Below are 14927 nucleotides of genomic sequence, written 5' to 3'. Positions count from 1 at the left end.
ATTGGAACACTGTCACTGCATGGTGGATGGCAGCCACAGGATGATGGCCGGAAAGGCCGCCAGCAGTGCAATAACGATCAGATGCGCCCAGACATGGGGCATGACGCCCCGGAACAGCTCGCCCAGCGGGCGGCGGGTGTATCGGGCGACGACGAACACATTCATCCCCATCGGTGGCGTGACCATGCCCACCTCGGCGGTGACGACGATCAGAACCCCGAACCACACCGGATCAAACCCCAGTTGATAGACCAGCGGCAGCACCACGGGAACGGTCAGGATCAGGATGGCGATTTGGTCCATGAAAAACCCAAGGATCAGATAGCCAAACAGGATCACCGCCAGAATAACCCAGCGCGAGGCTTCCAGCGCCCCCACCCAATCGGCCAGATCATTGGTGACGCGGGTCAGGGTGAAATAGTAGCCAAAGACATGCGCCCCCAGAATGATGAACAGGATCATACATGTGGTTTGCGCGGCAGACCGCAACGCCAGCCAGCTATTTGCAATGGTCAGCTTGCGTTCCCATGCAGCGATCAGCATGGCGCAGAAGGCGCCGATGCCTGCCGCCTCGGTCGGGGTGGCGATGCCGGAATAGATCGTGCCGGTGACGGCAAAGAACAGGATCAGAACCGGACCCACCCGTTTCAGCGATCCGAATTTCTGTGCCATGCTATAGGCCTGCCCCTTGGGGGCGGCACTGGGGTCGTGCCAGACCAGAAAGGCGATGGTCAGCATGATCGTGGCCGTCACCAGAATGCCGGGCAGAACCCCACCCACCAGCAGGGCAGAAACCGGAATATCCGCGATGATCCCGTACAGGATCAGCGCAATGGACGGTGGGATCAGCATCGACAGGGTGCCGGAAATCGCCACGACGCCGCCCGCCAGTTTGGGATCGTACCCCTCTTTCAGCATGGCCGGGATCGAGGTGGACGCTAGCGTTGCCGCCGCCGCCGTGGATGACCCGGAAATCGCACCGAACCCGGCGCCCGCCAATGCGGTTGCCATCGCTACGCCGCCGCGCAGCCGCCCAACCCACACGGTTGCCGCGCGGAACAGATCGTTTGCCACGCCGGAAATGATCACGAATTCTGCCATCAGGATAAACATCGGGATGGTGATGATTTCATAACTGTTGGCGGTGGACAGCGGGGTGGTTTTCAGGATGCCCTGAAGGATAGGCCAGCCGCCGAACATATACAGGCCCACAGCGCCGGATACCCCCATCGCCAGTGCGACAGGCAGGCCGGTGATCAGCAGAACAGCAAGAAGGATCAGAACAATGGAAACGCTCATTCGCCGTGTTCTCCGGTTTTGAGTTCGGTATTGGGCGGCGCAGGCAGTTCCACCAGATCACGGGCGGAAAAGATGGAGGCCAGATGAAATACAGCCCGATAGCCGCAGCGCAGGCACAGCGCCCCCATGCCCACGGTCAGCAGCGCATAGGCAATCCAGGTGGGCCAAGCCACGGCCTCGGCCACGCGGTCATCGGATAAAAACGCGCTGACGGCCTGCGTATAGCCCAGCCATGTCATTGCGCCGATAAACAGGGTCGACACGCCGTAGCCCGCGGCCTGTGCCAAATGCCGGACGGGCCGGGGCAGGAAGGGCACGAACACATCCAGCGCGATATGGCCGTGGTGGTGCATCGTATCGGACAGCGCCAGAAAAAACACCGCTCCCACCATATACAGCCCGATCAGGCTGTAAGACCACGTCAGCGGTGACGACAGGACATAGCGCAGGCATACATCCAGCACGACGATCAGCATGATGGCCGCCATAGCTGCGCCTGACACCCCGATCAGCACGGTTTCCACCCGTGCCAACAGCGCCGATAGCGCATTGACCGGCCGGTTCTCCTCCATAACTCCTCCCATCGTGTCCTCCTGTTCAGGTCGGGGCGCGTGCGGCCAGAATTTTACGCGCCGCGCGTTCATGCGGTTTGTCGATCATCTGCCCGTCGATATTGACGACACCAGCATTGGGATTGGCGGCGAAGGCGTCCAGCACTTTTTGCGCCCAATCCAGTTCCTGTTCCGTTGGCTGAAACGCGCGGTTCACCGGGGCAACGTGGTTGGGGTGGATCACCGCCTTTGCCCCGAACCCGTCGCGCCGGGCGATCCGGGCCTCTGTCTCTAACGCGTCCAGATCGTTCAGCGTGGCACAGATCGTATCCACCGCCACGACGCCCGCCGCCGCAGCACCCGCAAGGCACAGGTTGCGGGCCAGTCGGAAGGGTTCGTGATAAACGCCATTTTCCGCATTCTGCCGCGCCCCAAGCGAGGCGGCCAAATCCTCGGCCCCCCACATCATCCCCCACAGGCGCGGGTCAACCTCGCGGTATTGGCCCAGACTGAACAGGGAACCGGCGGTTTCGGTGACAATGGCCAGAATGCGGGTTTGGCGCAGATCATGCGCGGCCTCGAACGCGGCCAGATAATGCGCCAGTTGCCGCAGATCGTCCGGGCCTTCGCATTTTGGCAGCACAATCCCATCGGGTGCATGGGGCATCACGGCGGCCAGATCGGTCAGCGTCAACCCGGTATCCAGCGCGTTCACCCGCACGAACAGCGCCTTGCCGCCCCGATCCGCGCCCAGCATCTCGGCCACGCAGACGCGGGCCTGATCCTTGGCGGGGGCTGCTACGGAATCTTCCAGATCAAGGATCAGCGCGTCCGCCTCGCCGCCCAGAGCCTTGGCGAATTTGCGGGTGCTGTCGCCGGGAACGAACAGAAAGCTGCGCATCATGCGGCCCCTTCGGTTGGGCGTTTGCGCATCAGCCCCACCCGACGGCAGGACGCCACCAGCGTGCCGTGCTGGTTAAAACAGCTATGTTCAAATTCCACCAAGCCCGTATCCGGGCGCGATTTGCTTTCGCGTTTCGATACGATCCGGGTTTCCGCCCGCAGCGTATCGCCATGAAACACCGGGTTTGGGAAGCGCACATCGGACATGCCCAGATTGCCGATCGTGGTGCCAAGCGTGGTGTCCTGCACCGTCATCCCGATCATGATCGCCAGCGTGAACAGCGAATTGAACAACCGCTGCCCCCATTCGGTGCCTGCGGCGAAATCCGCATCAATGTGAAGGGGTTGCGGGTTCATCGACATCAGGCTGAACATGGTATTGTCGGCTTCGGTCACGGTGCGGGTCAGTTCGTGGCGAAACTGGCGGTCAACCTCGAAGTCTTCGAAATACAATCCGGGCATAATCGGTCCTTTCAGTAGGATTTCGGAAGGCCCAGCACCTTCTCGGCGATGAAGCACAGGGCAAGCTGGGGGGACACGGGCGCGATACGGGGGATCAGGCTTTCGCGCAGGTAGCGTTCAACGTGATATTCCTTGGCATAGCCAAAGCCGCCGTGCGTCATCACCGCAGTTTGGCAGGCGTTGAACCCGGCCTCGCCCGCCAGATATTTCGCGGTGTTGGCGGATGCGCCGCAGGGCAGGCCATTGTCGTATTCCCACGCCGCTTTCATGATCATCAGCCACGCGGCTTCCAGTTCCGCATGACAAATCGCCAGCGGGTGCTGGATCGACTGGTTTTTACCGATGGGCCGGTTAAAGACCTCGCGTTCCTTGGCGTAATCGGTGGCGCGTTTCAACGCGGCAAAACCCAGCCCCACGGCCTCGGCGGCGATCAGGATACGTTCGGGGTTCAGCCCGTGCAGGATGTATTCAAATCCGCGGCCTTCTTCGCCGATCCGGTCGCTTTCGGGGATTTCAAAGTTCTCAAAGAACAGCTCGTTCGAATCCACGGCCTTGCGGCCCATTTTTTCGATCTCGTTCACCTTGATCCGGTCGCGGTCGAACGGGGTGTAAAACAGTGATAGCCCGTGCGTGGGGGATTTAACCTGATCCAGTGGGGTGGTGCGGGCCAGAACCAGCAGGTTATCGGCCACTTGCGCGGTGGAAATCCAAACCTTTTGTCCGTTCACCACATATTTATCGCCCTGCTTTTCGGCGCGCAGCTTCAACTGCGTGGTGTTCAGCCCCGTGTTGGGTTCGGTGACGGCGAAACAGGCTTTTTCCTGACCGGCGGCCATTGGGCGGATCATGCGGTCCTTTTGTTCTTCGGTGCCAAACACGGCCACGGGGTTCAGCCCGAAGATGTTGATATGCACCGCAGACGCCCCCGACAGCCCGGCCCCGGATTCCGAAATGGTGCGCATCATGATTGCGGCTTCGGTGATGCCCAGCCCGGCGCCGCCCTGTGCTTCGTCCGTACAAATGCCCAGCCAGCCTTCGGTAGCCAGCGCGTCATAAAATTCCACCGGGAAGCCGCCTTCGCGGTCGCGGGTCAGCCAGTAATCCGCGCCGAAACGGTCGCAGATACGGGACACGGCATCGCGGATCGCGGTTTGGTCGTCGGTCAGGGCAAAATCCATGTCTTAGTCCTTCTTCATGGCGCACAGCGCCCCGTTTTGCTGCATTTGGGCAATGTCATCGTCTGAAAATCCGGCCTCGGCCAGAATCTCGGCCCCGTGTTCGCCCAGACGCGGGGCGGGGCGGGATGGTTTCACCGGGGTGCGGGAAAAGCTGACAGGCACGGCCATCTGGCGCAGGGTGCCTTCGCTGGGGTGTTCGATAGTGTCAAAGAACCCGGTCGCCACCAGATGCGGGTCTTGCATCACAGATTCATAGCTGTGCATGGGCATGGCAGGCACGTCAGCGCGTTCAAATATGTCCAGCCATTCGGCGGTGGTTTTGGTGCGGATGATTTTGCCCAGTTCAGAATAGACAAAGTCGATATTGGCCATGCGGTTGGTGAAACTGCTGAAACGGTCGTCCGTGGTAAACATTTCGCCGCGCCCGATGGCGTCAAAGAAGCGTTGCCAGTGGCCGTCTGTGTAAATCAGGGCGCAGACATAACCATCCTGCGTTTGATAGGGGCGGCGGTCCGGGGACAGGTGGCGGGCATAGCCGCCCTGATCCAGCGGCGGATCAAAGGTCAGCCCGCCCATGTGATCCCCCATGATCATGGATACCATGGTTTCGAACATCGGGATTTCGATCTTTTGTCCCTGACCGGATCGCATCCGTTCAATCACGGCGGCCAGAATGGCATTGACCCCGGCCATGCCGACGATCCGATCCGCCACCGCTGCCGGAACATAGGACGGCTGCCCGCCCGCCCGCACAAACCCATGCGCGATACAAGACCCGCCCTGTATCAGATCATCATAGGCGGGACGATCCGCATAGGGGCCGGTTTGGTCATAGCCCACCAGAGCGGCATAGATCAGGCGCGGGTTCAGTTCGGCCAGTTCCTCGTATGACAGGCCCAGACGCGCCATCGCGCGGGGGCGGATATTCGTCACCAGCACATCGGCCTGTTCCACCAGTTTCAGGATGGCGGGGCGGGCTTCGGGGCGTTTCAGGTCCAGCGCGATGTCGCGTTTTGAACGGTTCACGTTCATAAACAGCGGCCCCATGTCGGGATGTCGGGCCGGGCCAATCTGGCGCACCACGTCGCCATCGGGCGATTCCACCTTGATCACGTCAGCCCCGAAATCCCCAAGGATCTGCGTGGCATACGGTCCCATCAGAACCGTGGTCAGATCAAGGATACGCACCCCCGCCAATGGCCCCATTGCTTTCCCTCCGATTTGTTCATATATATGAACATATAATTCAGTATTTGGACTATTAATGAATCTGCGAACTATCTTGTCAACTGGATTCTGGGCCTGCGCGAATGCGTGTCTGGACAACCGGGAACAGGGGCGGGAAATACCCCCGGAACAGGAGAAAGCCTTTGACCGTTAAACAGGTTGAAAACCTACTGGGATTGCTGGAATTTTTCGCGGATCGGAAAAGCCCGGCCACCCTGTCCGAGGTGGTGGCCCATTTCGGCTGGCCGCGATCCAGCGCGTTCAATATCCTGTCCACACTGGTAGAACGCGGCTATCTGTATGAACCCAAGGCGCGGGCCGGGTTTTATCCAACCCCGCGTTGGCTGTTGCTGTCCAAGGCCATCGCCGAAGGTGAACCGATTCCCGAACGGCTGATACAGGTGATGCGGGAACTGGCCGCAGAAACCGGGGAAACCGTGTGGATTTCGGCCCCCAGCGGGTTGTTCGCGGTATTCGTCGATGTGGTCGAGTCCCAATCCGGCGTCCGTTATGCCGCCGCGCAGGGCAATCGTGTGCCGATCCACGCCACGGCATCAGGTCAGGCGTTGCTGTCGCAGCTTTCGGAAAACGATCTGGGGGTTTTGTTGCGCAAGGTCAGTTATGAACGCTATGGGGAAAACACCCCGATGAGCCTGTCCGAAGTGCTGGCGCAGATGGAGCAGGGCCGTCGCCGGGGCTGGTTTCAGTCGGCGTCGAACTATTCGCCCGATCTGGGCGGGGTGGCGGTGCCGGTGGTGGATGGGTATCGAATTTACGGGATCACCGTGGCTGGGCCGCTATATCGGGTGCGAGATAAAGCGGCAGACCATGCCCGGTGCATTCACGAAACGATTGCCCGCATCTACGGCGCGGATCACAGTCGCCGCACGCTGAAGAATTTCGATCTTCCTGCGGTCGAGTGAAACAACAGAACGACCGGGGCGCTTTATTTGCCGTGCCCCGCGATATGTTGCCCGACCTGCATGGTATCGGTGTCTGCTGTTGCGGCAAGATAGGTGATTTGCCCCTCGGACATGACCGCGATTTGATCCGCCAGTTCAAAGATTTCGTCCAGATCTTCGCTGACCAGCAGAACTGCCGCGCCTTTGTTGCGGCTTTCCATGATTTTTCCCCGGATGTCCGCAACCGATGCAAAATCCAGACCGAAGCAAGGGTTCGCAACGATCAGCACATCCACTGCCCCGGACAATTCCCGCGCCAGAACTGCGCGCTGCACATTCCCGCCCGAAAGCGTTTCAATCGGTGCATCCGGGGAACTGGTGTGGACGTTGAATTTGTTGATCAGCTCTGCGCCCCGTTTGCGGATGCGGGCGGGGGACAGTATCCCCAGCCGATTGGCCAGCGGCGATTTGTCAAAGCTGCGAAAGGCAATGTTTTCCGCCACGGTCATGCGGGGGACCACGGCATTGCGCAAGGGTTCTTCGGGCAGGCCGAAAACCTTGAAACGGTCAAAATTCCGGCGTGTCGGCGAAAAGGCGGCGTCGCCTACGGTGATGTGGCCACTTTCCAGCGCGCGCTGCCCGGACAGCACCTCGATCAGGGCGCTTTGGCCGTTGCCGGATACCCCGGCAATGCCAACGATTTGCCCGGCTGGAACGGTCAGTGTGACATTCGATACGACATGACGGCCTTCGACATCGCGGGCTGACAGATTGTTCAGGTGCAGCGCGGGGGCGGATTTGGGGGCGGCGGTTCGGGTGGCTGGCGGACGCAGCCCCGCGTCCCCGATCATCATATGGCTTAGCTCTGCGATGCTGGCGGTTCTGGCGTCCCCGGTTCCAGCGCATTTTCCGCGCCGCAGGACCGTGAAACTGTCGCAGAAGGTTTTGACCTCTCGGAATTTGTGGGAAATCATCAGAACCGTGACGTCATTCCGGTGGGCCATATCCCGCAGGACGCCCAGAACTTCGTCTGCTTCGGATGGTGTCAGGACCGATGTGGGTTCGTCCAAAATCAGGAAGCGCTGGTTCAGATACAAAAGCTTCAGGATTTCCAGCTTTTGCTTTTCCCCGGCGGAAAGCGTGGAAACCAAGGCATCCAGACGCACCTGAAACGGCATGGTTTCCATGAACGCGTCCAGCCGCTTCCGTTCCGTTTTCCAGTTGATGACCATCGGCGTATCCGCCCGCGCAATCACCAGATTTTCGGCCGCCGTCAGACAAGGAACCAGCGTAAAGTGCTGATAGACCATGCCAATGCCCAAGGCATGTGCGTCGCGGGGGCTGCGCACTTTTGCTTCGTGGCCGTTAAACATAACCTGCCCGGCATCGGCCTGATAAAAGCCCATGATACATTTCACCAAGGTGGATTTCCCGGCGCCATTTTCCCCCAGCAATGCGTGAAACGACCCGGCTGCCACATCAAGCGATATATCGTCCAGCGCCTGTAGCTGACCGAAGGCTTTGCTCATGTGAAATGTACGAAGCGAAGGGGCTTGTGTCGCTGTCATCTGCTTTGTTCCCGTCATTTCACAATTGACAATTCGCTTGGGGCCGCCCGCGAGGCGGCTTCGGACCGCGCCGAGATGATCATGATGACCAATGTCAGGATGTAGGGGGCGGCATTGAAGAAATAGTAGCCCTGACTGATGCCGATGGATTGCAGCGCTGGCCCCAAGGCGCCGGTTGCCCCGAACAGCAGGGCCGCCCAGACACAACGCAAGGGGTTCCAGCGGGCAAAAATCACCAGTGCGACGGCCATCAGTCCTTGTCCAGACGACAGGCTTTCGTTCCAGCTACCGGGGTAATACAGCGACAGGAACGCGCCACCGATCCCGGCCAGAAATCCGCCCGAAGCTGTGGTCAGCAGGCGGACCCGATCCACGGATACGCCCATTGCCCGCGCCGACGCGGCGCTGTCGCCGGTCATGCGAATGGTCAGCCCCCAGCGGGTGCTTTTCAGCATCCACCACAGGATCACAGCCAGCGCCAGCCCGACAAAAAACAGGGGATTGACCAGCAGCGCCTGCCGAACCTGCGGGGTTGCGGACCAGTTCCCCAATGCCACCGCGTCCAGCCGGGGGGCGGTGGGCTGAATGAAGGGTTTACCAAAGAAAAACGCCAGCCCGGTGCCAAGGTTCATAAACGCAATGCCCACGGCAATGTCATTGACCTTGGGAAGCTTGCAAATCCAGCCATGCCCGGCGCTTAGCACCATGCCCGCCGCGCCTGCGGCCAGTACGCCAAGCCAGGGGTTTCCGGTGGAATAGGACGTGGCATAGGCGACCATCGCGCCCAGCACCAGATTCCCTTCTAGTCCCAGATTGATGCGACCCGATTTTTCCGTCAGGGTTTCGCCCAAGGCGACAAACAGAAACGGGGTGGAAACCCGGATCGCGCCGCCAATCATCGCCATCAGGACACTAAATACTGCATCGCTCATGTCCGGTCCCCGCTTTGCGAAGTGCGGAAAAACGGCAAGCGCCCATAGAATGTTTCACTGACCAGAAGGGTGACAAAGATGATCCCCTGAAGCACCAGCATCGTGGCGTCTGGCATATCCATGCGGCGTTGCACCAAGCCGCCAGACGCCGCCAGCGCGCCAAACAGGCAGGCCACTGGCACCACCGCCAGCGTGTTTTGACGGGCCAGAAACGCCACCAGAATGCCGGTAAATCCGTATTTGGCCGCAAGCGAGGCATTTGCCTGTCCGTGGACGGCGACCACTTCAAAGAATCCTGCCAATCCGGCGCAGGCTCCGGCGATGGCGCAGCTTGCGATGGCCAGCCGTCCGACGGGCAACCCCTGTGCCTGTGCCGCGCGCAGGTTGCCGCCTGCGATACGAGCAGAAAACCCAAAGGTGGTGCGCTCCATCAAAATCCACAGCAGCGCAGCAAGAATCAGGCCCGCGACCAGCCCCCAATGCACAGACGTGCCGGGGATGTCACCGATCCGCCAGTCCGCGCTTAGCGGCATGGTTGACGCTTTGTTGGTCGATCCGGGATCGCGAAACACGCCCTCGACCAGAAAGTTCATGATTGCGATGGCGATATACGTCAGCAGCAAAGACGAAATCGTTTCATTCACCCCGCGATAGTGTCGCAACCATCCTGCCAATCCGACCCAGACACCCCCGACCGACATGGCGATCCCGGCCACAAGCGGCAATCCGATCCACGGCGACCATCCGGCCTGTATCATCGGGATGGCAGTCACGGCGGCGGTGAACCCGCCCAGCACCAGCGCCCCTTCGGCCCCCAGCAGCGTCAGACCAATGCGCGCGGGTACGGCAAAGGCAAGCCCGGTCAGGATCAAAGGGGCGGCACGCTGCAACGTGTTCTGAAGCGAAAACGCCGAAGCTGCCCCGCCGGTCCAGACCAGACCAAAGAAGCGCACCGGGTCTTTGCCCAGAACCAGCAAGAAGACGGAAAAAACAAGGGCCGCGACGATCAAGGCCCCGACAGGGATCAGGATTGCCTCTGCTATTGTGGCAATGCGTGCGTCTGGCCGGAAACGGCGGCGCATCGTAGGGGATATGACGGACATGGAAGGATGACGTTCTCCGGTGCTGGGGTATGGCACCATCATGCATTGGCAGCGCATGTTGGACAGAGCAAAAATGGGCGCCAGTTTCCTGACGCCCGGTTTCATCGGATCAGGTGGTGGACCCCATGACCCCGTCCAGAAGATAGTTCATCTTTTCCAGCTCGGGGGCGTAATTGTCCATTTCGCCCTGAATCACCAGATTGCCCTTGTTGTCCTTCAGCGGGCCGACATAGATCGGTTTGCCCGCTTTCAATCCGTCGATTGCAGCGTTGGCCGCTGCGATGGCTTCGGGTGTAGCACCTGCACCGAAGGGCGTGTTCATCACCATGTCATTATGATAGCCGCCTGCGATCAGATTTGGCACCTCTTCGCCATTCATCAGTGCATTGGCGTAGATTTTGTAGGTGGTGGACCATTTGCTTTCTGCACCAGTGATAAAGCCGTTGGGGGCAAGCTGGCGCTGATCGGCATTGTGGCCACAGGTTTTCACACCCCGCGCTTCGGCGGTTTCGATCACCACCTTGGGGCTGTCCACATGGCAGGACACCACGTCACAACCCGCATCAATCAGGGCGTTTGTGGCTTCGGCTTCGCGGACGGGCATCGACCATTCGCCGGTAAAGATCACCTGCACCGTGGCATTCGGGTTCACGCTGCGCGCCCCCAGCAGGAAAGAGTTGCAGTTGGACAGCACCGTTTGCACGGGCTTGGCCGCGACGAACCCCAGTTTCCCGGTAGGGCTGGACAGCCCCGCCGCCACACCGTTCACGAAATGCGCCTGATTCAGATAGCTGAAATAACTGCCTGCGTTTTTCGGATCAGTGTCCGGGTTCCACAACGGGGCGCAGTGGCGCAGTTGGACATCGGGATATTTGGCGGCAGTTTCCAGCACGAACGGGTTGTAATAGCCAAAGGAGGTGGCAAGGATCAGGTTCGCCCCGTCCAGATTGATCATGGATTCCATCGACCGGGCCACGGCATCGGTTTCGGGAACATTTTCTTCTTCGATGACTGTCACGCCGGGGACATTGCGCAGGATGTCCATTGCGGCAGCGTGGGATTGGTTCCAGCCGAAATCGTCACGTGGCCCGACATAGATCGCGCCAATGGTGATATTGCTTGCAGCATGGGCGCCGCCCATCGGCAGGACCGAGGCCGCCGCCAGTGCCGCACCGCTTTTCAAAAAGCCCCGGCGGGAAAAAGAGGTCATTGTCATGGGTTCACTCCGTCTGTTGGGTGCCGGTGTCCGGCAGTTTATTGGTTTTATGTCTGTTCATGCGCAGGGGGCGCGATGGCACCCTGTCTGCTGGTGTGACCGCCGCGAAGGGCCGCGACAGCCGGTTTTTCTCCTCCCATGACGGTCGGGAAACCGACCTAACCCGCCTTTCGGGCGAGAATCTTGTCTTTCAGGTCTTTCAGGAACCAGATGTCCTCTAGCTGGTCTGGCAGCACGAGATCCCAGTTCACGCCGCCGGGTTGCGGGCCGCTGGGGGTGGTTTCGATCACGTCGCTTTCCGTCACGATCCAGTTGAGCAAAGAGTCATGCGCCATCACGGGCAGGCGGGCATCATCGACGACCATGCTGGAATGAACCGTGGTTACAATCGGGGTTGTCGCGTCGATTTTTTCCAGATCACGAAACAGGCCCAGTTCCAGATCAGCGAACCCGCCGCCCTTGCCGGTACGTCCGCCCGCACGGGTGACAGCCACGCAGCCGCAGACCGCCAGATCAATTTTCGGTAAATCCTCGAAAGACAGTTTGCGCCCGACCTGCACCGCGCCGACCGATGTCGCGGCCAGTTCAAATTGCACGCCCTGACGTTCCAGTTCCTTGGGGGCCAGCAAGACCCAAGGTAAGTCGCCAGTGCCGAATTCAGGAACCGGCATCAGCACGATTTTACCGTCATACAAGGCACGCAGGCGGACTGGGATTTGTGGCGGATCGGGATTGCATTTCACAACCTGCGCCTGTTTCCAGATGTCCAGTTCCGACAACAGCTTTGCCGCCATATCCGCACCGACCCAGTTGGAAATCCGGCTCCAGACCGGGCCGACATTCATACGGCTGTCTTCCAAGCCCTGCCAGATTTCCTGGCGCAGGCGGTCCTTGTCGGCGTTGCGCCCGGCCCAACGACCGGATTTTTCACTTTCTGTAGCGACCAGCGTCGATTGCATCGTCGAGTGTGTCATTCTGTTTCCCGTTCGGCCCGGTATCGTGATGGATACCTCTGGTTTCTTCGCTCTTGCAGAAAGCTTAGGCGGGTGGGTCAACCGGGGGGAGTCTGTGATCCGGTAAAAAGTTTATACTGTTTTCGATATAGTGGGGTTTATTGTCATCAGGATTTCAGGCTGCGGGCCACGGCAATGATTTGCTGGCGCAGCCATGTGTTGCGGGCGTCCGCCTGTGCGCGTTCATGCCAAAGCAGATAAAAATCCAGCGAGCCGCACTCAGCAGGCGCGGGAAGATTGGCCAGCGGCAGGATTGAACACTGATACCGCGCAAAGTTGGCGCTGCTGGTGAAAACCAACTGCCCATTCAATAACATGTGGGGGATCAGGTTAAATTCCGGCAGCATCACCCGAATGTCCCGTTTCAACCCTGCGGCGGCCAAATGACTGTCAATCGGGCCGGGGTCGGATTTGGACCGTGCGACCGGGGCCAGATGATCGGCGGCCAGATAATCCTGTAGGGATATGCTTTCCTGATTGGCAAATGGATGATTGGCACCGAACAGGCATACGACATCTTCGGTCAGCAGGCGGGCCGTTTTCAGGTGTTGGGGCGCGCCGGGCCAGTTGCTAATGACCACGTCCAGTTCATCACGTTCCAGCGCCCCGGCATAGTCATAGGCCTGATCTACCGCCCGAACCAGCACACGCACCCCCGGCGCGGCGTCTTGCAGACGGGCAATCAGGTTTGGCAGAATAATCGCCTCCATACAGTCGGCGGAGGCGATGCGGAATTCTCCTTTGGCGTTTTGGGGATCGAAGGCGGCGGGTTGCCCCACGGCCTGATCAATCCCGGACAGGGCGCTGCGCAAGGGTTCGATCATTTCTTGGCCCCGTACCGTCAGCACCAGTTTCGCCCCGCTGCGCACAAGGATGGGATCGCCTGTCATGTCCCGAAAACGGCGCAACACAAGGCTGACAAAAGGCTGTGTCATGTCCAGCGCCTCGGCTGTGCGGGTGACGCTGCGTTCTTCCAGCAGGTGCAACAGCACCCGTAATTCGCGCGTATTGATCGGCTTGGCGCCTTTCATGTGTTCGATCCCCCGCCTTTCCCAATGGCTGTGCGGCATACGGAATGGCTAAAATGGCCCGCTGATGCCGATGGTCGCTCCATATTACACATTCTGATGGGCTGATATGGAAGCGAAAGGATTTTGGGCGGTATCAAAGGGTTTTGCCCGATTATTGAGCAAATACCTTGGCCGCGGGGGGCGACGTGGATCGGGATTGTTCGGGTTTTGATGGTTCACAATGCGGCGACCAACCCCCATATAGGCCGGGGCGCGACTGCTATGACCAACAGGCAGAACGCTTGATGTAGGAAAAAGGGTATCCCTGACGTGAAGAAGATCGAACTGCCGGAGCGCCCGGATTTGCGCGAAAAGGCCGAAGCGCAGGGTTTTACCTTTGTCGACATGCATGGCGAACCCTATTGGGATGAAACATCGGCCTATTGCTTTTCCCTGAGCGAGATCGAAAACCAGATCGAAGACCCCGCGACCGAGCTACATGCCATGTGTCTGGAGGCGGTAGACCGTGTTCTGCAAAGCGAGGAATTGCTGGACAAGCTGGCAATCCCGGCGGCGCATCGTGATTATATTGCCGAAAGCTGGAAAAACCGCGAACCGTCGCTCTATGGTCGGTTCGATTTGGTTTATGATGGGACAGGTCCGGCCAAGCTGTTGGAATATAACGCGGATACGCCGACATCGCTGTACGAAAGCGCGGCGTTTCAGTGGCAATGGCTGGAAGATCAGATTGCCGCTGGCGTACTGAATGCGGGGGACGATCAGTTCAACGGCATTCACGAGGCTGTTGTGGACCGTCTGCGCAGCCTGTTCGCGCCGGAAACGGACCTGCATTTTACTGCCGTTGGTGGCAATCCCGAAGATTACGCCACGGTCGAAGGGCTGGGTTGGGCCGCCCGCGAAGCCGGATTGGGGGCGCATTATACCGATCTGGAAAAGATCGGCCTTAGCCCCGATGGGCAGTTCGTGGACGATCAGGACCGGGTGATCGGCATCCTGTTCAAACTATACCCGTGGGAGGATTTGCTGCGGGACGATTACGCCGCCCATCTGGCCACGGCGCAATGTCTGATGATCGAACCGCCGTGGAAGGCGATCTTGTCGAACAAGGGTATCTTGCCGGTTCTGTGGGACATGTTCGAGGGACACCCGAATTTGCTGCCTGCCTTCTTCGAGGCCGATGTGGCCGGGGCGTTTGACGGGCAGGGTGGGCCAGTGGATGCCATCGCCGCCAGCTTTGAACGCGCGCGGCCTGCCTTGGCGCAGGGGTATGTGCGCAAACCGATTTTTTCCCGCGAAGGTGCGTCTATTTCGATTTTCGAGGATGGGCGGCTGACCGAGGTTGCAACCAATGACGCTTACGCGGCACATCCGCGGATCGTGCAGGGGTATGCGCCCTTGCCTGTCTTTGATGGGTTCCGCCCGGTGATCGGGGCCTGGATCGTGGGCGATGCCTGTGCAGGGATCGGTATCCGCGAGGATCGGGCGCGTATCACACAAGACCTGTCCCGCTTTAAACCCCATTTCATCCGTGATTGATCATTC

Annotated in this window: 14 protein-coding genes; 2 read left to right on the top strand and 12 right to left on the bottom strand. The window is 59.7% G+C overall.

Features of this window, described 5'->3' with window-relative positions:
• Nucleotides 1-12 precede the first annotated feature (12 nt).
• The 6 genes from FN828_RS04270 to FN828_RS04245 are packed head-to-tail and all read right to left on the bottom strand — an operon-like array spanning nucleotide 13 to nucleotide 5599.
• The gene (locus FN828_RS04270) at nucleotides 13-1299 is read right to left on the bottom strand and encodes a TRAP transporter large permease (RefSeq protein ID WP_142492155.1); all 1287 of its coding nucleotides are present in this window, start codon (nucleotides 1297-1299) and stop codon (nucleotides 13-15) included.
• The gene (locus FN828_RS04265; RefSeq protein WP_185958925.1) at nucleotides 1296-1883 is read right to left on the bottom strand and encodes a TRAP transporter small permease; all 588 of its coding nucleotides are present in this window, start codon (nucleotides 1881-1883) and stop codon (nucleotides 1296-1298) included. Before FN828_RS04265 ends, FN828_RS04270 begins: the two co-directional genes overlap by 4 nt.
• 13 nt (nucleotides 1884-1896) lie before the next feature.
• Nucleotides 1897-2751, bottom strand: a complete 855-nt coding sequence (locus FN828_RS04260) for an HpcH/HpaI aldolase/citrate lyase family protein (protein ID WP_142492270.1) — start codon at nucleotides 2749-2751, stop codon at nucleotides 1897-1899.
• Nucleotides 2751-3215: a MaoC family dehydratase gene (locus FN828_RS04255; RefSeq protein WP_142492153.1), complete on the bottom strand. Its 465-nt coding sequence runs from the start codon at nucleotides 3213-3215 to the stop codon at nucleotides 2751-2753. The genes FN828_RS04260 and FN828_RS04255 overlap by 1 nt, the downstream gene beginning before the upstream one ends.
• Nucleotides 3216-3226: 11 nt before the next feature.
• A complete protein-coding gene (locus tag FN828_RS04250) occupies nucleotides 3227-4393 on the bottom strand; it encodes an acyl-CoA dehydrogenase family protein (protein WP_142492152.1) in 1167 nt (388 codons plus the stop codon).
• Between the two features lie 3 nt (nucleotides 4394-4396).
• On the bottom strand, nucleotides 4397-5599 hold the full coding sequence (locus FN828_RS04245) for a CaiB/BaiF CoA transferase family protein (protein ID WP_142492151.1): 1203 nt from the start codon (nucleotides 5597-5599) through the stop codon (nucleotides 4397-4399).
• A gap of 164 nt (nucleotides 5600-5763) precedes the next feature.
• On the opposite strand from FN828_RS04245, the gene FN828_RS04240 reads away from it, so the two are divergent.
• On the top strand, nucleotides 5764-6543 hold the full coding sequence (locus tag FN828_RS04240; protein ID WP_142492150.1) for an IclR family transcriptional regulator: 780 nt from the start codon (nucleotides 5764-5766) through the stop codon (nucleotides 6541-6543).
• Between the two features lie 23 nt (nucleotides 6544-6566).
• Here the strand turns inward: FN828_RS04240 and FN828_RS04235 are convergent, their stop codons facing one another.
• From FN828_RS04235 to FN828_RS04210, 6 genes are all read right to left on the bottom strand, one after another.
• Nucleotides 6567-8051 (bottom strand): ABC transporter ATP-binding protein, encoded by a 1485-nt coding sequence (locus FN828_RS04235; RefSeq protein WP_142492149.1) that lies wholly within the window; start codon nucleotides 8049-8051, stop codon nucleotides 6567-6569.
• Between the two features lie 53 nt (nucleotides 8052-8104).
• On the bottom strand, nucleotides 8105-9022 hold the full coding sequence (locus tag FN828_RS04230) for an ABC transporter permease (protein WP_142492148.1): 918 nt from the start codon (nucleotides 9020-9022) through the stop codon (nucleotides 8105-8107).
• Entirely contained in the window at nucleotides 9019-10125 is a 1107-nt protein-coding gene (locus FN828_RS04225) for an ABC transporter permease (RefSeq protein WP_142492147.1), read from the bottom strand. The genes FN828_RS04230 and FN828_RS04225 overlap by 4 nt, the downstream gene beginning before the upstream one ends.
• Nucleotides 10126-10234: 109 nt before the next feature.
• A complete protein-coding gene (locus tag FN828_RS04220) occupies nucleotides 10235-11341 on the bottom strand; it encodes a BMP family ABC transporter substrate-binding protein (protein ID WP_142492146.1) in 1107 nt (368 codons plus the stop codon).
• A gap of 158 nt (nucleotides 11342-11499) precedes the next feature.
• Nucleotides 11500-12315, bottom strand: a complete 816-nt coding sequence (locus FN828_RS04215) for a 5-formyltetrahydrofolate cyclo-ligase (protein ID WP_235891395.1) — start codon at nucleotides 12313-12315, stop codon at nucleotides 11500-11502.
• A 146-nt stretch (nucleotides 12316-12461) separates the two neighbouring features.
• A complete protein-coding gene (locus FN828_RS04210) occupies nucleotides 12462-13385 on the bottom strand; it encodes a LysR family transcriptional regulator (RefSeq protein WP_185958924.1) in 924 nt (307 codons plus the stop codon).
• Nucleotides 13386-13694: 309 nt separating this feature from the next.
• Between FN828_RS04210 and FN828_RS04205 the strand changes: the two genes are divergently transcribed.
• Nucleotides 13695-14921: a glutathionylspermidine synthase family protein gene (locus tag FN828_RS04205; protein WP_142492144.1), complete on the top strand. Its 1227-nt coding sequence runs from the start codon at nucleotides 13695-13697 to the stop codon at nucleotides 14919-14921.
• Nucleotides 14922-14927: the final 6 nt, after the last annotated feature.

Source organism: Thalassovita litoralis, from assembly GCF_900182725.1.
GTDB classification, from domain to species: domain Bacteria; phylum Pseudomonadota; class Alphaproteobacteria; order Rhodobacterales; family Rhodobacteraceae; genus Thalassobius; species Thalassobius litoralis.
Note: the sequence above shows the minus strand (reverse complement) of the source record. Positions and strands in the feature narration are given on the sequence as shown.